Below are 21,199 nucleotides of genomic sequence, written 5' to 3'. Positions count from 1 at the left end.
AAGAAAGGTGAAAAATATGGCATTTGGTATAGATCGATCAGAATTAAACTATTGGAAGCAACAAGTAAGTGATGGACAAATCGCTTTTTTAACTCATTATTGGATCGATGATCGATTTCCCAATATGCGTACAGTGACCAAAGTAGGTTGTGCAGATATCGAAAAGTTACAAAACTGGTGTAGAGAACACCAACTTAACCCTCGTTATATTCATTTTCGTGATCGTTATCCACATTTCGATTTATTTGGAGTAGAGCAATTGCGTATTTTAAAACAAGAAGGACTACAAGATCATATCGATCGATTTGGACTTGATTGAAAAAGACACCTTGTTTAACCCGCGATTCACACCACTACATTCGACAAAATAACAAAAAAATTTTAAAAGGTATTGAAATCGGTTACAAGCAGATATATAATAAGCGTGTAGAAACGTTTCGACAAAATGATATAAAACTCTACATGATGAATTTTATACAGAATCCATTAATAATTAGTGAATAAACCGTATAAAATTAGCTTTTTTAGCTTAAAATCCATAAAAACCCATTTTTATAGCTCTTTGTTTATCATCTGGATAGAAAAGGGTAAATCATTTTTTTATGATTTATCGAAACGTTTCGATTAGCTAATTAACACCAGGGGGGAAGTCAATGGGAGCAACGATCAAGGATGTAGCCGCTTTAGCGGGTGTCGCAGTATCGACTGCGTCCTATGCGCTAAATGGAATCGGAAGAGTTAGTCCTAAGACACGCGATAAAGTGATTGTTGCTGCTAAGCAGTTAAATTATCAGAAGAATGGAATTGCTTCTGATCTTAAGCGCTCCAAAACAAATACGATTGCTTTGTTGTTAAGTGATCTGTCTGGTCCGTACTATTCTAGATTGATCAAAGGCGTGCAAGAAGTCAGCCTCAACAATGGATATGACTTAATTGCTTGTAGCTCTATTGGTGGGGAATCATCAACAGCGGTCAAATTTATTAAAGAGAAAAGGGTAGATGGAGCTATTATCCTTGCTCATAATATTCCAGACCGTACGATTTTGGAATCGGCTCGTGAAGGATTTCCTATCGTAATGTTAGATCGAAGATTAGAGCATGAAAGTGTCTGTTATGTTGAAGCAGATAATGAAAAAGGTGGCATTTTAGCTACTGAACATCTAATCGAAGCCGGTCATCGCAAAATTGCTTATGTATCTGGGCCAGCAAGCAGTAAGCACAATAAAGATCGTTATAACGGTTTTGTGCAAGCGATGAACAAACATGGATTGACGATTGAACCACGCTGGAATCTAATCGGCAACTTTACAGAAGAAGGCGGTTATCGCGCAGTCAAATTAATGATTGCACAAGGCGAGATTCCAGAGGCTGTATTTTTTGCAAATGATGAGATGGCATTAGGAGGAATAACTGCTTTGAATGAAGCTGGTATTGTTGTTCCTGATGATATATCCGTCATAGGCTTTGATGATATTGTACAAGCGCGGTTTTTGACACCGTCTTTAACGACAGTACGTCAGCCTGATTATGAAGTAGGGGCATTAGCTGTACATCTGATTTTTCAGATTTTAAAAGGAGAAACGGTTAGTCCACAGTATAAACTGGATACTGAATTAGTTTCTCGTGGTACTGTACGTTCTCCATAATGGATGTACCTTATCGTTTTTTTGAAAGCGATATCGAGCAGCAAGCATTTTCTATCATAACAACGAGGTGAATTTAATGACAAAAACATGGAAATCGGTTGTAGCTTGTATGTTGATCTTTTCTCTGATCTTGTCAGCATGTGGCAACAAAGAAGAAGCAGCTGCAACAACAGCGGATGGTAAGCGTGTTCTAAAAGTATGGGGAATGGGTGCGGAAGGTACAGCTCTTTCCAAAATCGTACCTGATTTTGAAAAAGCAAATCCTGATATCAAAGTCGAAGTACAAGCGATTCCTTGGGATAATGCCCATGATAAATTGCTAACAGCAGTCGCTTCCAAAAAAGGCCCTGATGTGGTGCAAATGGGATTGGGTTGGATTCCTGAATTTGCAGACGCTGGAGCTTTGCTAGATTTATCTTCTTATACAGACAAATATCCGAATCTGAAAGTCGATAACTTCTTCAAAGGCGCTCAACAAACAATGACATACAACGATCAACTTGTAGGCATTCCATGGTATATCGATACTCGCGTATTGTTCTATCGTGCAGATCTACTTAAAGAAGTAGGCTATAACGAACCACCTAAAACTTGGGCTGAATTGAAAGATGCAGCAACCAAACTGGCAGCTAGAGGAAATGGAAATTATGGTATTTTGCTAGATAGCCAGGATCAAGTATTTACACTTCCATTCGCTTGGGAAAATGGTAGCGAAGTTATTAGTAGTGATAACAAAGCTCAATTTAACCAACCACCATATGTAGATGCTGTCAAATACTTGAGCAGTTTCTTTACAGAAAAATTAGCACCTTCGCAAGTGGACTTGAAACTTCTACCATCATTTGGTGAAGGTATTATCCCTATGTTTATTAGCGGTCCTTGGTCTGTACAACAGATCAAAGATGAATTGCCTGATCTAAAAGACGATCAATGGGGAACAGTTACGATCCCGGCTAAAGATGAAAGCGGTAAAAGTGCTTCGATCTTAGGTGGATCAAGTCTATCGGTATTTAGCAGTGCTACGAACAAAGATGATGGTGCTAAATTTATTTCGTATATGAACGAACCAGAAGTACAAGTGAAATGGTATGAATTGACAAAAGATTTGCCTTCTACAACTAAAGCATGGGAAGACAAATCACTTGCATCTAACAAAGATATCCAAACGTTCCGTACACAAATGGATACAGCACGTCCAGCACCATTTGTAAAACCGTGGGAAAGTATTGCAGATCTAATCAAAGCAGCTATGCAAGAAATCACAATCGGTGGTGCTGATGTTCAAGAACAAATGGATCAGGTGAACAGCCAGGCTGATGACTTGTTAGCCAACTAATCTAATGATATCCACAGGGCAGAGGTTCTGCCCGTTCAAGCTTTGCATGTTCGTGTAGTACCTTTGCCAAAGATTCATATGCCTTTACTAAACTAACGGGGTGAAATGGATGTTTAAAATGTGGAAATCAATGTTGGTATTGTTACTGATCAGTTCATTAGTATTAGCGGCTTGTGGAAATAAAGAAGAAGCAGGCGTACCTACAACATCAGATGGTAAACGTGTATTGAAAGTATGGGGTATGGGTGGAGAAGATAACGCTATTAGCACACTCATCCCGGCTTTTGAAAAAAAATATCCGGATATCAAAGTAGAAACGCAATTTATTCCATGGGATAACGCTCATGACAAATTGCTTACAGCGGTTGCTTCCAAAAAAGGCCCGGACGTTATCCAAATGGGTACAACATGGATTCCAGAATTTGCTGATGCTGGAGCATTGCTTGATCTGACTCCTTATACAGAAGAGTTTCCTAATCTCAAACCAGAAAACTTTTTCAAAGGTGCACAAGAAACGATGACGGTCAACGACCAATTAGTCGGTATTCCGTGGTACTTGGAGACTCGTGTATTGTTCTACCGCACAGATTTGTTGAAACAAGTAGGTTATAACGAAGCTCCGAAAAGTTGGGCTGAATTGAAAGATGCTGCAACCAAATTAACAGATAAAAGCAAAGGCAGATACGGTATTTTGTTAGATACTCAGGATGCAGCTTTCACTCTTCCGTACGCTTGGGAAAATGGGAGTGAAGTCATCAGCAGTGATAACAAAGCACAGTTTAATCAACCTGCTTATATCGAAACGATTGAGTATTTGACTAGCTTCTTCAAAGAAGGTCTAACACCTAATCAAAGTGATATCAAATTGTTACCTTCATTTGGTCAAGGATTAATTCCAATGTTCGTCAGTGGTCCGTGGTCTGCGAATCAGATCAAAACCGATTTGCCTGATCTAAAAGCAGATCAATGGGCAACAGCTATTATTCCTCCAAAAGAAGAAGGTGGCAAAAGCGCTTCTATTCTTGGTGGTTCCAACTGGAGTGTATTCAGTAGTGCAACAAATAAAGACGATGCCGCTAAATTTATTGCTTTCATGAGTGATCCTGAAACACAAGTTGCTAAATATAAACACGATCAGGATCTACCTGCCAACATGAAAGCTTGGGATAACGAAGTATTTAACAATAAACCTATTGTTCAAACTTTCCGTGACCAATTAGACACAGCACGTCCTTCTCCATTTGTGAAATCATGGGAATCTATCGGTGACTTGATCAAAGCTGCTCTACAACAAATTACAATTGGTGGAGCAGATATCAAAGAACAGATGGAAGAAGTGAATACAGGAGCAGATAGTTTATTAGCTGAATAAGCTTCCGCAATAACAGCATCTATTTTATGTACATCAACTATCCTTCTCGCCAGATTCATACTCAGATATAACCAACTGATATGGATCTGGAAGAGAACGATAGCATATCAGAACGTCAAAACTTCTGTGAAGGAGGGAATCCAATATGCAAAACGCTTTGCAAAAATTAAACAAATATAAATATCCATATTTGTTTATAGCACCTACGCTAATTATTTTGTTTTTGTTTTCATTTATTCCTATCTTTATTGCTATTTTTATCAGTTTTACGAACATGAACTTATCGGGATTGGCGGACTTCTCAAATATCAAATTTAATGGATTTGATAACTTTGTTCGACTGTTCTCGGATGCAACATTCCAGAAGTCGATGTTTAATACGCTTATTTTTGTAGTGGTTGGTGTTCCTTCAGTTGTTATTATTTCTATGGCTATAGCGATTTTGATTAATCAAGGAACCAGTTGGATTTTCAAATCCTTCCGAGTAATTTACTATATGCCTTCGATTACAAATATCGTAGCAGTAGCTGTAATCTGGGGATATTTGTACAACTCACAATACGGTCTAATTAACCAGATGCTAGGCTTTATCGGGATTGATCCGGTGAGCTGGTTACAAGATCCGGTTATTGCTAAATTCTCATTGATCATTATGGCGGTCTGGAAAGCAATCGGTTTGAATATGATTATTTTCTTAGCAGCCTTGCAAGGGATTCCGCGTACGTATTACGAAGCTGCTCAGATTGATGGAGCAAGCCGCTGGGCACAGTTGACTAAGATTACGGTTCCTTTACTAAGCTTTGCTACTTTTTTCGTATCGATTACAACACTAATCGGCTGGATTCAATTTTTTGAAGAGCCGCTTGTTATGACCAAAGGTGGTCCAATCAACAGTACGATGTCTATGGCATTGTTTATCTACAATACAGGGTTCCAACGCAATAACTTTGGTTATGCAGCAGCAGGCTCTATTGTTCTATTTGCCATCATTATTCTTGTAACTATGATCCAGTTTAAAGTACGTAAAAAAGACAGCGATGTAGAATACTAAGTTCTGTAGATCAATGTAAACACAGAACAAAGTATGAAGGGAGGTTCCAAAATGGATATTCAAGTCAAACCGATGTATAAAACAGTCATTATTGCGCTTCTACTTATTGGTAGTATAGCGATGTGTATCCCTTTTGTATGGATGATTCTTGCATCCTTCAAACCAGAAAGTGAAGTAGTTGCATTAACGCCGAAGTTCTGGCCTCAACAAGCTACGATTGAGAACTATGTACGTCTATTTACAGAAATGAGATTTGCGACCTATTTGTGGAACACATTAGTTATCGTATTTTTCTCTTTTATCGGTCTATTTTTAAATGCGGCAGCAGGATATGCGTTTGCCAAATTTGAATTCCCGGGTCGTAATGTTCTGTACTATCTTGTACTAGGAACAATGATGATTCCTTCTCAGGTAACAATGATTCCAGTGTATCTATTGCTGAATCAAATGAATCTGACCAATACAATGGCAGGTATTGTTTTACCAGGTATGGTTAATGCGTTTGGTATTTTCTTATTCCGTCAATTTATGACGACCATTCCTGCTGACTTGATCGAAGCAGCACGATTGGATGGAGCAAGTGAGTTACGTACCTTTTTCCAATTGGTTATTCCAATTGCGAAGCCAATCTTTGCGGTACAAGGTATTTTGACTTTTATCGGCGGTTGGAACAGTTTCCTATGGCCGTTGATTATTGCCAATGATGAAAATCTATACACATTGTCTGTTGGATTATCATTGTTGAAAGGTCAATACGGTGGTGACTTTGCGATTCAGATGGCAGGTGCTTCATTCATGGTAGTGCCAATCGTTATTCTGTTTATCTTTATGCAGCGTCATATTATCGAAGGATACACTATTTCAGGTATGAAGTAATTTCATACCTGAGTGCACAACACAGTCATGCAGTAGCACTAGAGAAAAGTCGTTCTACGAGAACGTATTTTGGATAGAATATAAGTTTACTTTTTGGAGGGATATTGAATGTCAACGATACAAAATCAAACACAGCAAACAGGACTTTTCCAAAATGAATATGGTTATTTTACAGAAAATGGTCGTGAATATGTAATTACAAATCCACGTACACCACGTCCGTGGAGTAATATTATCAGTAATGGCGATTATTCCTTTATGGTATCGCAAGCAGGTGGCGGTTGTTCATGGCGTGGAAATGCAGGTCAGAACCGGATCACTCGTCTTTTCCAAGATGTAATCAAAGATTCATGGGGTAAATTTATTTATCTACGTGATCGCAATTCAGGCAAATTCTGGTCAGCAGGCTGGAAACCGGTTATGGCTGAATATGAATTTTATGAAGTGCGTCATGGTATCGGTTATAGCGTATTTACGCAACAAGTGGATGGAATTCGCAGTGAATTGACTGTATTTGTAGCTCCAGATGCACCGCTTGAAATTATGCAATTGAAAGTAACCAATAACAGCACAACAGCACGCGAATTGGATGCAACGACTTATTTTGAATGGGCTCCAGGTTTTGCACCGGATGAACATCGTGAATTCCACAAAATCTTTATGAATTCTGAATATAAACAAGATCTGAACGCGATTCAGCTTGAAAAATACTTATGGAGCTTCCCGGACGAGAAAGGACGCAGTAACAATGTAAGCTGGCCTTACACAGCGTTCCATGCGGCAAGCGAAACACCATCTTCATTTGATGCAGACAAAGAATCATTTGTAGGTATGTATGGTGAAGAATCTCGTCCACAAGCGATGATTGATAAAGAATTAGCAGGAAATAGTGGACGCTTTGGAGATGCTACTGCTTCTCTACGTGTCGCTATTAATCTAGAAGCAGGAGCTTCACATACGGTTGTATTCACTATTGGTGCAGCAGAGCAAGAAAAAGAAGATGCAGATGAATTGATCCAGAAATACACTACTGTTGAAGCAGCAGAACGTACTCTTCAAGATGTACATGCATTCTGGAGTGAATTGATCGATGTAGAAGAAATTCATACACCTGATCCAGCGATGAATATTATGACAAACGTATGGTTGAAATACCAATCGATCTCTTGTCGTCTATGGGGTAAAACAGCATACTATCAAACAAGCGCAGGTTATGGATATCGTGACCAATTGCAAGATTCTCAAATCTTCTTAACAAGCAAACCAGAATTGATGCGCAAACAAATTCTTATGCATGCTTCCCAACAATTCCAAGAAGGCGATGTACTTCACTGGTGGTTCACAATTCGTGGTGGTGGTCCTCGTACTCGTTGTTCTGATGACTTGCTATGGCTTCCGTTCATCATGGACGCCTATCTGAAAGAAACACAAGATTACGATATCTTGGATGAAGTCACTCCATTCTTAGATGGTGGCGAAGCTACAGTGTATGAACATTGTAAATTAGCGATCGAGAAAACATTCTTACGCTTTAGCCCGCGCGGTGTTCCATTGATGGGTGAGCATGACTGGAATGATGGTCTAAGTGCGATCGGTTACGAGTGGAGAGGTGAAAGCTTCTGGGTAGGCGAGTTCTTGTACCTTATTCTAGGTAACTTTGCACCAGTAGCTGCCAAACGTGGCGATCAAGTCTTTGCAGATAAAATGATTGAAGTACAAGGTAGCTTAAAAGCAGCACTGAACAAATATGGTTGGGATGGCGAATGGTATCTACAAGCAACCAACGATGATGGATTAAAAGTCGGTTCAAAAGAAAACGAAGAAGGTCAAATCTTCTTGAATCCACAAATGTGGGCTGTTATTTCGGGAGTAGCTGATCAAGAACGTGGACAACAAGCAATGGATAGCGTAAGTAAACATCTACTACGTGATCATGGTGCATTGCTTTTATATCCTGCTTATACCAAAGTCCGTCGTGATATTGGTTATATTACACGCTATGCTCCAGGTCTACGTGAAAATGGTGGTGTCTACACGCATGCTGCTACATGGGCAGTATGGGCATATACATTGATCGGTCAACCAGAAAAAGCATACGAAGCATACAGCAAAATCTGTCCTCCTAACCGTTCTGACGATCCAAATGGTTATGTAGGCGAGCCATATGTAACACCAGGTAACTCTGATGGCCCAATCTCACCTAACTATGGTCGTGGTGGTTGGACTTGGTATACAGGTTCTTCTCAATGGTTACAACGCATGGCAACGAACTGGATTCTAGGTGTGCGTGCTGAAAATGAAGGATTGTTAGTAGATCCAAGTATTCCGAAAGATTGGAAAGAGTTCACTTATCGTCGTGCATTCCGCGGAGCTACGTATAATCTACATGTAGATAATGCAGCAGGTGTGGCTCGTGGTATTAAAGAAATCAAAGTTGATGGTAAAGTGATTGAAGGCAATATCTTACCAGACTTCCGTGATGGCAAAGAGCACGAAGTGAAAGTAATTATGGGTTAATCTGTTTACTACTTCTGATCTGAATAGATCGCTGTAACATTATTCGATGTAACCTACTAATGAAATACTAAGCAAACTATAAATAGCTCTATCTATTCATCATGCTAACTTAGAACAAGTGGCAGTATTGGATAGATTAGAGCTATTTTATATTATTTATTCACACTAGATCATTGAAATGAAGTGATTGGAAAGCGAGTAGTATCTTTGCGAAGCTGACTCCATGTATATCGTAATAACCATGCATCCCAGTTAGTAATTGTTATCGAACTGCCTACCCACATCAATGTTTTATCTGGGAATCCACCGGGTGGACGATCTTGTGGTTCGTAAAAGTCAGGAAAACCAAAGCCATGACCAAGTTCATGTTCCATAATCTCATCTTGATCTGCTTTTAAAATGTTTAAAATATAATCATCAGCCATCCGTTGTCCCCAGTCTCCGCCAGCACCTCCGCCAAAGCTAGTTGTTGCCCATAGATACATATCGAATCGTTTATCTAAACCACCTGGATACATATATTGTGGTTCTTCAAAATGTTCAAAACGAGATAAGCTTGTAGGAGCAATTGGTAATTTAGCTGGAATAGTAGGTACTGTTTTATTTAATTCGTCTATAATATAATCGGTATAAACTATTTCATTAGCTTGTTTATTTAAAATGAGTGCAGGATTTGTACAAGCCCAGCCGACCACTTTGACTTTAATCGAAGAATAAGGCCAATTTTCATAACCTACCAATAAATCGTTCCAATGATTAACCTGTCGACTTAACATACTTTCGATTTGTTGGCGTTGTTTTAACGTTACACTTTTGTCAGATTGCCAGCGTACTACATAATTTAAAGTTCCTTTACCTGCAAAGATCTGATCAAAAATAAGATTTTTACGAAGCGTGGATCCTTCTTTAACCATACGATTTTTCCAGACCCATTCAATCGAAGATTTGTAACGGTCAGGCATATTTTTTAATGTAGTCTTAACGATAGAGGCTGAATGAGTAACAGTCGGTTTCTTTTTGACTGAGGTAGCGTAAAGAGAATGGGGTAAACATGCAAATAGTGAAGCACAAACTGTAATAGAAGTAGATAAAAGTAAAGCTTTACTCCATACACTCATTTTATTGCCTCCTGCTAGAAAGGTATAATTTAAAATGTTTATTGTACAAATAAAACATTCTACTTTATTATTTTCGAAATTATTGTTTTAAATTTTAATCAAATATAAAATCTTGATATCGATTACTAAAGAGTATTCCGCAAAATTCAAAGGATGATACAAAAGGAGAACAATAATGACCTGGTATATCAAAAGATTTGACGAATTAACATCGTTAGAAATGTATCGTATTTTACAAGAACGAACGGCTATCTTCGTTGTAGAGCAGAACTGTCCTTATCAAGAAGTCGATGGCAAAGATCTAGCTAGCTATCATTTATATAAAGAGGAAAATGGAGAGATTGTAGCCTATTCCAGAATTCTTCCAGCAGGTATCGCTTATACAGAAGCTTCGATCGGCAGAGTGATTGTTAAGCGTGAATATCGTGGCAAAGGATTAGCACAAGAGTTATTTCGCAAAAGTATCGAATTTATTCAGCACGAATTAAAAGAAGATAAAATCAAAATTCAAGCACAACATTATCTAGAGAAATTCTATAATAGTTATGGATTTGAACCGATCTCAGACGTATATTTGGAAGATGATATTCCTCATATTGATATGATTCGTATCACAACAACATAACTACCAATCACTCAAAAAGTGAACAAAAAAAGAAGGATATGTGAAGCAGTGGTGACACTTTTTCATCTATCCTTTTTGGCTTGAAATCAATCTTAGGAAGATTTGGGTAAAAATAGTAAGCATTTAAATTGGAAATTCATACCTATGTATTGTAGAATGGGAAGAGTAAAGAGTAATTTAGTACGAATGAGGGGGCATGCACTGCTCAGTATTCAACTAGAATATGCAGAATGATATATACAAAATGCGATATATCTATTCTCAAAATCTCTGTTTTCCTGTATTTGGATTAAAAATGGCCGTAAAAGGGCTAAAAAACCTGAATAACTCTTTATGTGCAGCGAGAGAAAACGTTTTCTTGAAAAAAAGACGTTTTACTCGTTCATAGTCTAATTTTAGGCTATTTTGTGATCTATCATATAGAGGTATAATTAAATATGTTGCAATTCCGTCACAAATATATTCACAAAAAATTCAAGACGGAGGGAATCCTCGATGACTATCGACGAATCAAACCAACCATGGCTGTGGGAATCGTATTACGGACCCAATTTGGGGTATGTACAAGAACAATATGAACTGTACAAACAAGATCCGAATTCTGTAGATGAAGGATACCGTGAACTTTTTGAACGTTATGGAGAGCCTGTTGCTCCTGTTACCGTATCATCTGGTCAATCAGTGGTAAGTAGTACAGAAACACCAGCTAAAGTAGACACTAATCTGTTGAAGAAAGCGGTTGCAGCCGAACGTTTAGTATGGAATATCCGTACATACGGGCATCTGGCAGCGGATATTGATCCGCTTGGACTAAGTACAGCGACTGATGTTCGCTTACTCGATCCAGAGCAATACGGACTGGGACAACGTGACCTCGCACAACTACCAGCATCTTTGATCTGGGAAAATGCACCTCCAGAAGCAAAAGACGGATGGGAAGCTATCCAAATTTTGCGTAAGAAGTATACAGGTCCACTGGCTTATGAATTTGCACATGTACATGATGAAAAAGAACGGAACTGGCTTAACCGTCAGGTAGAAACAGGTTCATCTACACTTTCATTAGATGATGAAGAACGTATTGAGTTATTCAAGCGTCTGGTAGAAGTGGAGCAATTTGAAGAATTTTTGCATCGTACATTTATTGGACAAAAACGCTTTTCTATTGAAGGTAATGATGTCCTTGTACCGATGTTAGATTCGATTGTACGTATTGCTGCACGCAGTGGAGCAAGACACGTACTTATGGGAATGGCGCATCGTGGTCGTCTGAATGTACTGGCTCATGTTCTTGGTAAGCCATACAGTAAGATCTTCTCCGAGTTCCATCATTCACCGAACAAAGATACAATGCCTTCTGAAGGCTCGATGGGTGTTACTTTTGGTTGGACAGGTGATGTGAAGTACCATTTAGGTGCACACCGTTCTGTAACTCCAGAAGGACAAAGCTTTGAAACCCGTCTGACACTGGCAAATAATCCAAGTCACTTGGAATATGTTAATCCGGTGGTTGAAGGATTCACACGTGCTGCACAGGACGATCGTACAGACAAAGGTTATCCACGCCAGGACCCTGACAAAGCAGCAGCAATCATCATGCATGGTGATGCCGCATTTGCAGGTGAAGGTATTGTTGCAGAGACGCTTAACTTTAATCAGCTAACAGGTTACCAAAATGGCGGTACAATTCATATTATTGTTAATAACCGTCTAGGCTTCACTACAGACAGCGGAGATTCACGTTCTACTCATTATGCAAGTGACCTTGCTAAAGGATATGAAATCCCTATTATCCATGTAAACGCAGATGATCCAGAAGCTTGTCTACGTGCTGTAGCAATGGCGACTGAATATCGTAATCTATTTAAAAAAGATTTCTTGATTGATCTTATTGGATATCGTCGTTATGGTCATAATGAAACGGACGATCCTGAGACAACTCAACCTATCATGTATAGCAAAGTGAAAAATCACCTTCGTGTGGCTTCACTTTACGGTAACAAACTGGCACAACAAGGCGTAGTTGATGACAAACGTTATGAACAGTTCAAAACAGAAATCCAAGATCATCTCAAATCGATCTACGAAGAAGTGAAAACAGATCATACGGAAGATTCAAATGCACCGATAAATCGTCTTGATACAGATAGCAAAGCACCTGAAGCTTCTACAGGAGTGTCTGCGAGTCTGCTACAGACAATTAACGAAGGATTGTTGAAATGGCCGGAGAACTTCAATGTGTATCCTAAATTACAGCGTATTCTAGAACGCCGCGCGACTGCACTGAACGCTGAAGGCAAAGTAGATTGGGGACATGCTGAAACACTGGCATTTGCTTCGATCTTAGCAGATGGCAAGCCTATTCGTATTACCGGACAAGATGTAGAACGTGCTACATTTGCTCATCGTAATCTGGTATTACATGATGCTCAGACAGGTGAACCTTTCTGCCCGTTACATCGTTTACCAGAAGCGAAAGCATCATTTGCTATTCATAATAGTCCATTGTCTGAAGCTTCAGTACTTGGATTTGAATATGGATACAATGTATATGCACCGGAGACATTAGTGATCTGGGAAGCACAATATGGCGATTTCACCAATGCAGCGCAAGTTATTATTGACCAGTTTATCTCGGCTGGCCGTAGTAAATGGACACAAAAATCCAGTCTTGTGATGTTGTTGCCACATGGTCATGAAGGTATGGGTCCTGAGCATTCCAGTGCTCGTCCAGAACGCTTCTTGCAATTGGCAGCAGAAGATAACTTTACAGTGGCTAACCTGACTTCTGCATCACAATACTTCCACCTACTTCGCCGTCAGGCACGTAGCACTCAGGAAGAAACTGTGCGTCCATTAGTCGTTATGGCACCGAAAAGCTTGATTCGTAATCCACGTGTGGCTTCCTCACCTGAGGAATTCAACGAAGGAACATTCCAACCGATACTGCAACAAAAAGGGTTGGGCGATAAAAAGAATGCTGTAGAACGCGTGATTCTTTGTACGGGTAAAGTAGCGATCGATCTAGAAGAAGCTTTGGATAAAAACAAAGAAGAAGACTACTCTTGGTTACATGTGATTCGTGTAGAACAACTGTATCCATTCCCAAAAGAAGAGATCAATGCAGTCCTTGCAGAATTTACTAACTTACAAGAAATTATCTGGCTACAAGAAGAACCGCAAAATATGGGATACTGGAGATATACCGATGCACGCTTGCGCGATCTAGTACAAGAAGGTGTAGCTGTAAGTTATATCGGTCGTCCAGAACGTTCTAGCCCTGCTAGTGGTTATCAACATATTCACGCCATCGAACAACAACGTATACTAGGATTAGCACTCAAACAAAATTCTTTACAGAACAACATATCCCTGGGAGGTAGTCGGCTGTGAGTGAAATTAAAGTACCCGAAATGGGCGAGTCTATAACCGAAGGAACGGTATCAAAATGGGTTGTGAAAGAAGGAGACACTGTCAGTCAAGGTGATGTACTACTTGAACTTGAGACAGATAAAGTCAACTTGGAGATCAGCGCTGAAGAAGACGGAGTTGTAGAGTCAATCACCAAGCAAGAAGGTGAAACGGTACAAGTCGGTGAATCTGTAGGTGTGATCGGTGCTGGAAGTGGAAGTGGCAAACCTGCTGCTTCTGAATCCAAACCAGCTCCAGAATCCAAGCCTGAAAGCAAATCAGATGATGTAGTTACAATCAACTATCCAGCTAAAGGTTCTGAACCGGTTGCTGAAAAAACAACAGACAAATCCACTAACGCTGTAACGAGCAAACCAGATAATGGAGATGCTATCGGTACACCGGCTGCTCGCAAGTTAGCTCGTGAGCGTGGAATTGATCTAGGATCTGTACAAAGCAATGATCCGATCGGCAGAGTGAATCCAGACGATGTACGCAAACATGGTGACAAACCAGCACCAGCGAAGTCTGAAAATGCTCCTGCTAAAAAACCTGTTGAACATAACCCTGCTAAGCCAGCAGATCGTCAACCGATGTCACGTCGCCGTCGTACGATTGCTAATCGTTTAGTAGAAGCTCAACATAATGCTGCAATGTTAACAACATTTAATGAAGTAGATATGACAGCAATCTTAGACGTTCGTAAACGTCGTAAAGATGCTTTTAAAGAAAAATATGATGTAGGTTTAGGATTTATGTCTTTCTTCACCAAAGCAGTTGTAGGGGCTCTTAAAAAATTCCCTATGGTCAACGCTGAGATCGATGGCGATGATGTAATTGTGAAGAAATTCTATGATATCGGTATTGCGGTATCCGCTAAAGAAGGTCTTGTGGTTCCTGTTGTTCGTGATGCAGACCGTCTAGGTTTTGCACAAATCGAAAAAGAGATCGCCACATTAGCTTCCAAAGCACGTTCTAACACATTAGGATTGTCTGAGCTGCAAGGCGGTACATTTACAATCACTAATGGTGGTGTATTTGGTTCCTTGCTGTCCACGCCTATCTTGAACGCACCGCAAGTAGCAATTTTGGGTATGCACAAAATCCAGCTTCGTCCGGTAGCGATTGATGCAGAACGTATGGAAAATCGTCCGATGATGTATATTGCATTGTCTTACGATCACCGTATTATTGATGGTAGCGAAGCAGTAAGCTTCCTTGTAAAAGTAAAAGAATTGCTTGAAGATCCAGAAACATTGTTGATCGAAGGCTAATTTATAAGTAAATCAAAGGAGCTTCCAGAAGGTTGGGAGCTCCTTTTTGATGTTTTATTTATCATCTGTTCAGTATAATAAGGTAAGCTGTGAGAAAAATAGGATATCTAACTGTTCAAAATAGGAAGGACAAAAACAAAATGAACAAATTGTTATTTATTTGTAGTCGTAATCAATGGCGTAGCTTAACGGCTGAAAAAATATTTGAACATCTGGAAGGATATCAAGTACGCTCAGCAGGCACAGAAGAAAATGCACGCATCAAAGTAACCGCAGGTCATATCGGTTGGGCAGATATTATTTTTGTAATGGAAAAAAAGCATAAACGTAAAATCCAATCTAAATTCAATGAAGAACTAATAGGTAAAACGATCATTTGTTTGAATATTCCAGACGACTATAGATTTATGGATGAAGAATTGATCGGATTACTAGAATCTAGTGTTAGCGAATATATTGAGATTACATAATCTATAACGGAGTACATATAAAAATAAATTCACTCTCTATATGTCATTGCTTTCATTCAATCTTGTTATTCAATATGTATGCTTTTGGGTATATTGATTACAGGTTGAAAGTAAATGCGTTTTTTCTGAAACTAAAGTACGTTTAGTCATTGCTAGAATCAATCGAGGACACATCTTGATTTATCGAAAAGTGTGTCAAACGATAGACTCAATATTTGCAAGTACATAGACAGAACAAGTTGCAATGACGCTTTAGGAATCAATAGGGAGAGATGATGATGGAAAAGGGAGCAAGTCAAAAAGCTTTTTTACGCAAAATAATTTTAATATCTACATTAGGTGGATTGCTATTTGGTTATGATACAGGGGTAATCAATGGAGCTTTACCATTTATGTCAGCTGCACTAGGATTAAATTCGTTTACAGAAGGATTAGTGGCTAGTATTCTTTTATTTGGTGCAGCATTCGGAGCTATTGCAGGAGGGCGACTTTCAGATTATTTAGGACGTAAGCAAAATATTATTTATTTAGCTGTTTTGTTTTTCGTTGCTACAGTGGGTTCGACACTCGCTCCTAACGTAACTGTTATGGTAATTTGTCGTTTCTTACTAGGGCTTGCTGTAGGTGGTGCTTCAGTAACAGTACCCTCTTATCTAGCAGAAATGTCTCCGGCTAACAAACGTGGCGGTATCGTTACACGTAATGAACTAATGATTGTCAGCGGACAATTGCTTGCATTTATCTTTAATGCGATTCTAGGCATAACAATGGGCGATAATACACATGTATGGCGTTACATGTTAGCAATTGCTTCGATTCCAGCGATTTTCTTATTTTTTGGAATGCTACGTGTTCCTGAAAGTCCACGCTGGTTAGTTGCAAAAGGTAAAAATGAACGTGCATTAAAAGCACTTCGCAAAATTCGTACAGAAGAACAAGCAAAAATTGAAGTAGAAGAAATCAAAGCTTCATTTGATGCAGAAGAAAGTACAGAAAAAGCAGGTTTTAAAGATCTTGCTGTACCGTGGATACGTCGTCTGATGTTTATTGGATTGGGTATCGCAGTCGTTCAACAGATTACCGGTGTCAATTCAATTATTTACTACGGAACTGAAATTTTAAAAGATGCTGGTTTTGAAACAAAAGCAGCATTGATTAGTAATATTGCTAATGGCGTCATCTCTGTAGCAGCAACATTTTTAGGAATGTGGTTGCTAGGTAAAATTGGTCGTCGACCTATGCTTAGAACAGGTTTGATCGGTACAACATGTGTATTATTGTTGATCGCGATTTTCTCAACAGTGTTGGAAGGTTCACCTGCTTTGCCTTATGTGATCTTATCCTTAACTGTTACATTCCTTGCTTTCCAACAAGGAGCGATCTCTCCAGTAACCTGGTTGATGTTATCTGAGATATTCCCTTTACAATTACGTGGATTCGGAATGGGTGTTACCGTATTCTGCTTATGGATTGTTAACTTCTTAGTCGGATTAACATTCCCTGTATTGATGGCAGGTATTGGACTATCGGCGACGTTCTACTTATTCGCTGCTCTGGGCTTACTGGCGATTACATTTGTACAAAAATATTTACCAGAAACCAAAGGCTTTACATTAGAAGAATTGGAAGAAAAATTCCGCAATTATGGTAAAAAGAAACCTAAAAAAGCTAAAGTTAAACCAGCTCCTGCTAAATAATATAATTATTATCTAACGTTACAGAGAAGCGACTTCATGAGGATAGAATGATCCTGGGAAGTCGCTTTTTATTATAGAAATCACTTTTTATACAGAAGTCGTATTTATATATATGCACGTAGATATTGGTTTGAAAGTAGCTTTTTGCTTTGTATATCGCTTATCGTTACAATTAAGGTAGAGTATAACTTCTATACATAACTTATCGTCAAAGATTTATTTTAACAGCAATGGTGGACTGATCTGGTTGGGTATACGTTAGGTAGTGGGAAAGTATCATTTGCAGATAGTATGATTTTGAAGTTCAGGAGGAGAAAAGGATGGATCACAAGAGGGTAACAGAGCAACTTTTGCATGAGTTAGAAGGAGAGAAAGGTAGTTTTATTTTGCGGTTACGTGTAGACTTGGAATGGGATCATGCACATATAGCGCAAGTATTACGAACGATGGTTACATACATAACTGCTTTGGAATCGAATATTTCTTTGGAGCGTCATATCGCACGCGGATTTTGGTTTTTTACGAATTTTGTAAAAGATTGGTCTTCTCATGAATCGTTTCGCGCTAAAAATCCTTATCCTGAAACCTATTATCAATCAGTCTATGAATTGATCTTTTTATTAACCGATTGGTATTTTTCAGGCGAATGTCCATTTGTCGAACAAGAAGCATTTGAGCAAGAGATAGCTCGCCTGGATACTTTATTACAAGCAGAGGAATCATAAGCAAATAGCGCATCATCTACAGTCCACGTTCACTGACACAATGCGCTATTTTGAATGATTGATTATTAATAGACTCTACTTGTAGGCGATATCAATGATACATTGTATATTACTTGGACGCTGATTGAATATCTTCCCATAGTACACTGTTCACATACTGGCTTTGTCCGGTAACATCTTCACCAAACCAATCAGGTTTTTGAAAATGTTCTACATCCGCTTCTTCTGCAAATTCAATCTCAATTGTGATCAGATCAGGTTGGACAGTGTTATGATAAATATCAAGATCAAATTGATCATCATTCCACTTTACTTTTTTACGTGTTTTTATCAATGGAATCACCTCTAACTTGCTGATCAATTGCTCATAAATACCAGCACCAATATCAAATTCTGTTTCTTCTCGAATCAGACCTTTACCAGCTTTGTGTGTCATTGTGAATTGTTCTTGACCATCAATCACTAATTTACGTACACGCAGTGTCTCTGATTCACTGGTAGCCAGATAAGTCTGATGAATTTCTTGGGTCTGTATAATGTCCAAATCTGCTGGATAGGTATGTAATACGTATTTTTTTTCGATTTCTTTGCCCATGATAAGCCCTCCTGAATAACTATTTTCTTTATTTTAGCATATTGCACAAGGTTTATTGATACAGTGTTTGGTTATACCTATAATGATAGGGACATTTACGGAATAATGAAAAATAGGTAATGGAGGTGAAAGGAATGAAATTAGCAGAAGCGTTAATATTACGTTCTGATGTGCAAAAAAGAATCGAACAGATGAAAGTACGTTTGAGCCGAAGTGCCAAAGTCCAAGAAGGTGAAAAACCTCCTGAGCGTCCTAATGAATTGTTAAAAGAAATGGGACATTTATTGACCGAATTGAATGTACTGATCAAACGTATTAATCGCACTAATTCACAAGTGATTTTTGAAAATGAAATGACATTAGCAGATGCTCTAGCCGATCGAGATACATTAGGCTTACGCCGAAATATATTGAATGATCTTATGCATACTGCGAGTATCAAGCAAGATCGTTATACAAAGTCTGAAGTTCGATTTCTGGCGACAGTCAATATTGGAACACTGCAAGAAGAGATGGACAATCTTGCTAAAACCTATCGCCAACTGGATACACGCATCCAAGAGTTGAACTGGAAAACAGAATTAGTCGATTAACTATTAAAAATATAAACTTACAAGTTGGTAGTCTATTATCTATTGAGGCGAGCATACAAACCGCCAACTGGTTCAAGTTGGACGCTGGGTAGAAATTAGGGGCAATTTCTGAAGGTTCGAGTCCTTTAATAATAAATTAGCCTTGTATTGTTACATGAGTACAACTCACATATTATTGTTACTACCACATGCTGATCATAGATATAGACGAGGGCGGGTTCGGGGATTTGTAAGATGAACTTCATTTTTACATAAATAAAGTTAAATCTGTTAATATAATTAAATTTATAAGTATAAAGACTCTATTAAATGATGCATAAAATAAAATTAGGTAATTTGAACTATTAAATAATTGATCCCTAAGACTTATACTGAATACATATTCAGAAAGGGGATACAAAGAAAAGATGAAAAAGAAAAATTTGGTTTTAATGTTAACAGCAATGATGTTAGTCGGAGGAACGACTACATACGCAGCATCTAGTAAAACAGTACAAGCAACAGTAGCCAACTTTAAGTACACAGTAAACGGTTTTAACTTCGCACCTTCTAATTCTACTAAACCGGTCACGATCAATGGACAGACATACATACCGGCAAGTGTTGTTAAAGAAGCTTTAAAAACAAATGTTACTGTAGATACTAAATCAGGTAAAATCAATTTTGGTGAAAAGTTAGCAGAAACACCTATTATGAATGAGAAAATTGATTATAAATATCGTTCTGCATTAGTTAAAGACTCAAAATATACAACTGCTAGTGGTGCAAATTATAAAGAAGTTATTTTATTAAAAGAATCTGCTGGAGCAGAAGTTTCTTTTTTTCCAAACAATAAATATCAAACTTTAGTACTGAATGTGATATCTTTAGATAATGACGCTAAAATTGTAGTACAAGACAAGAAAACATTAGAAAAATTTAAAACAGTTATTATTAATAAAGCTGATGGTGTTAGCCAATTAGAAATTGATGTAACTGGAAGAACTGAAGTTTCTATTAATAGCGAAGAAGTACTTGATCCTTTTCAAGATACAGATGTAGTTGTTTTCCCAAATTCATATTACAAATAAAAATATACAAGAAAAGGATTCCTTTATACAAGGAGTCCTTTTCTTGTATATAATCTTAAATTTATGCAAACTTGATCTTAAAATTAGAGATTTCTTTCCACTTCGTGTACAATAAACAAGAGACTGAGAATGATTATCATAGAGGAGGAAGTTATAGATGAGTATTTCAGAAAGTATTCGTAATCGTCGTTCGATCGGTAAAGTGAAGCAGGATGCTATTCCGCGTGAAAGTATTGAGCGTATTTTGGAAGCAGGAATTTGGGCACCAAATCATCGTTTAACTGAACCGTGGAAATTTTTTGTTTTAGAAGGTAACGGACGTAACAAGTTAGCAGAAGCACTGGCTAGTGTAGCAGGTAATGGTGAAGTCACAGAAGAAAGTCTTTCTTCTGCACGTAAAAAGGTAGAACGTGCACCTCTAATTATCGCTGTAGCGGTAGAACCTGCTGATAATCCTAAAATTATTGAGCTTGAAGAGTATGGTGCAGTATTTGCAGCGATTCAAAATATGTTGCTGGAAATTCATGAGTTAGGACTGGGTGCAGTCTGGAGAAGTGGCGAACCTTGTTATCATGAATTGATGGGCAAAGCATTTGATCTAAGCGAAAAAGGTAAAATGTTAGGCTTCCTTTATATCGGTGTACCTGAAAATAATGACCAACAAAGCAAACGTACTCCTTTTGCTGAAAAAACAGTTTGGATTAGTGAGTAAACTAGGAGGAACACGATGATTACATGCTATCTCAAATATGTGATAGATCCTTATCAAGTAAACTAGGAGGAACACGATGATTACATGCTATCTCAAATATGTGATAGATCC

At 38.4% G+C, this 21,199-nt stretch carries 18 protein-coding genes; 16 read left to right on the top strand and 2 right to left on the bottom strand.

What is annotated here, in order from left to right:
• The first annotated feature begins 16 nt into the window (after nt 1–16).
• The 7 genes from QCD85_RS22620 (at nt 17) to QCD85_RS22590 (ending at nt 8,798) form a co-directional block, all read left to right on the top strand.
• A complete protein-coding gene (locus QCD85_RS22620; RefSeq protein WP_301263944.1) occupies nt 17–319 on the top strand; it encodes a hypothetical protein in 303 nt (100 codons plus the stop codon).
• 334 nt (nt 320–653) lie between these two features.
• A complete protein-coding gene (locus QCD85_RS22615) occupies nt 654–1,646 on the top strand; it encodes a LacI family DNA-binding transcriptional regulator (RefSeq protein ID WP_273615861.1) in 993 nt (330 codons plus the stop codon).
• A 76-nt stretch (nt 1,647–1,722) separates the two neighbouring features.
• Nucleotides 1,723–2,982, top strand: a complete 1,260-nt coding sequence (locus tag QCD85_RS22610) for a sugar ABC transporter substrate-binding protein (protein WP_273615862.1) — start codon at nt 1,723–1,725, stop codon at nt 2,980–2,982.
• A 109-nt stretch (nt 2,983–3,091) separates the two neighbouring features.
• Nucleotides 3,092–4,354, top strand: coding sequence for a sugar ABC transporter substrate-binding protein (locus QCD85_RS22605; protein ID WP_301263943.1), 1,263 nt, complete (start codon nt 3,092–3,094; stop codon nt 4,352–4,354).
• Nucleotides 4,355–4,499: 145 nt separating this feature from the next.
• The gene (locus QCD85_RS22600) at nt 4,500–5,405 is read left to right on the top strand and encodes a carbohydrate ABC transporter permease (protein WP_274170263.1); all 906 of its coding nucleotides are present in this window, start codon (nt 4,500–4,502) and stop codon (nt 5,403–5,405) included.
• Nucleotides 5,406–5,456: 51 nt separating this feature from the next.
• Entirely contained in the window at nt 5,457–6,281 is an 825-nt protein-coding gene (locus QCD85_RS22595; RefSeq protein ID WP_273615865.1) for a carbohydrate ABC transporter permease, read from the top strand.
• Nucleotides 6,282–6,389: 108 nt separating this feature from the next.
• Entirely contained in the window at nt 6,390–8,798 is a 2,409-nt protein-coding gene (locus QCD85_RS22590) for a GH36-type glycosyl hydrolase domain-containing protein (protein WP_301263942.1), read from the top strand.
• Nucleotides 8,799–8,968: 170 nt separating this feature from the next.
• Here the strand turns inward: QCD85_RS22590 and QCD85_RS22585 are convergent, their stop codons facing one another.
• Entirely contained in the window at nt 8,969–9,916 is a 948-nt protein-coding gene (locus QCD85_RS22585) for a dockerin (RefSeq protein ID WP_301263941.1), read from the bottom strand.
• A 175-nt stretch (nt 9,917–10,091) separates the two neighbouring features.
• Between QCD85_RS22585 and QCD85_RS22580 the strand changes: the two genes are divergently transcribed.
• The 6 genes from QCD85_RS22580 to QCD85_RS22555 all read left to right on the top strand — a co-directional run bounded on the left by QCD85_RS22580 (nt 10,092) and on the right by QCD85_RS22555 (nt 18,118).
• The gene (locus tag QCD85_RS22580; protein WP_301263940.1) at nt 10,092–10,541 is read left to right on the top strand and encodes a GNAT family N-acetyltransferase; all 450 of its coding nucleotides are present in this window, start codon (nt 10,092–10,094) and stop codon (nt 10,539–10,541) included.
• Between the two features lie 495 nt (nt 10,542–11,036).
• Nucleotides 11,037–13,934, top strand: coding sequence for a 2-oxoglutarate dehydrogenase E1 component (locus QCD85_RS22575; RefSeq protein ID WP_301263939.1), 2,898 nt, complete (start codon nt 11,037–11,039; stop codon nt 13,932–13,934).
• A complete protein-coding gene (odhB, locus tag QCD85_RS22570; protein ID WP_301263938.1) occupies nt 13,931–15,226 on the top strand; it encodes a 2-oxoglutarate dehydrogenase complex dihydrolipoyllysine-residue succinyltransferase in 1,296 nt (431 codons plus the stop codon). Before QCD85_RS22575 ends, odhB begins: the two co-directional genes overlap by 4 nt.
• 140 nt (nt 15,227–15,366) lie before the next feature.
• On the top strand, nt 15,367–15,696 hold the full coding sequence (locus QCD85_RS22565) for a low molecular weight protein tyrosine phosphatase family protein (RefSeq protein WP_301263937.1): 330 nt from the start codon (nt 15,367–15,369) through the stop codon (nt 15,694–15,696).
• 278 nt (nt 15,697–15,974) lie between these two features.
• Nucleotides 15,975–17,393 carry a sugar porter family MFS transporter gene (locus tag QCD85_RS22560; protein ID WP_273615872.1) on the top strand — a complete coding sequence of 473 codons (1,419 nt, stop codon included), beginning with the start codon at nt 15,975–15,977 and terminating at the stop codon, nt 17,391–17,393.
• A gap of 320 nt (nt 17,394–17,713) precedes the next feature.
• Entirely contained in the window at nt 17,714–18,118 is a 405-nt protein-coding gene (locus QCD85_RS22555) for a hypothetical protein (protein ID WP_273615873.1), read from the top strand.
• 109 nt (nt 18,119–18,227) lie between these two features.
• On the opposite strand, the gene QCD85_RS22550 is transcribed toward QCD85_RS22555, so the two are convergent.
• Nucleotides 18,228–18,713: a CYTH domain-containing protein gene (locus tag QCD85_RS22550; protein ID WP_301263936.1), complete on the bottom strand. Its 486-nt coding sequence runs from the start codon at nt 18,711–18,713 to the stop codon at nt 18,228–18,230.
• Between the two features lie 134 nt (nt 18,714–18,847).
• Between QCD85_RS22550 and QCD85_RS22545 the strand changes: the two genes are divergently transcribed.
• The 3 genes from QCD85_RS22545 to QCD85_RS22535 all read left to right on the top strand — a co-directional run bounded on the left by QCD85_RS22545 (nt 18,848) and on the right by QCD85_RS22535 (nt 21,088).
• Entirely contained in the window at nt 18,848–19,306 is a 459-nt protein-coding gene (locus tag QCD85_RS22545) for a DIP1984 family protein (RefSeq protein ID WP_273615875.1), read from the top strand.
• A gap of 407 nt (nt 19,307–19,713) precedes the next feature.
• On the top strand, nt 19,714–20,376 hold the full coding sequence (locus tag QCD85_RS22540) for a stalk domain-containing protein (protein ID WP_301263935.1): 663 nt from the start codon (nt 19,714–19,716) through the stop codon (nt 20,374–20,376).
• A gap of 157 nt (nt 20,377–20,533) precedes the next feature.
• Nucleotides 20,534–21,088 carry a nitroreductase family protein gene (locus tag QCD85_RS22535; protein WP_273615876.1) on the top strand — a complete coding sequence of 185 codons (555 nt, stop codon included), beginning with the start codon at nt 20,534–20,536 and terminating at the stop codon, nt 21,086–21,088.
• Nucleotides 21,089–21,199 lie beyond the last annotated feature (111 nt).

This window comes from Paenibacillus sp. PsM32 (assembly GCF_030433815.1).
Lineage (GTDB): Bacteria > Bacillota > Bacilli > Paenibacillales > Paenibacillaceae > Saccharibacillus > Saccharibacillus kyungheensis.
The sequence above is the reverse complement of the archived record's forward strand: the minus strand, read 5'-3'. Positions and strand labels throughout refer to the sequence as shown.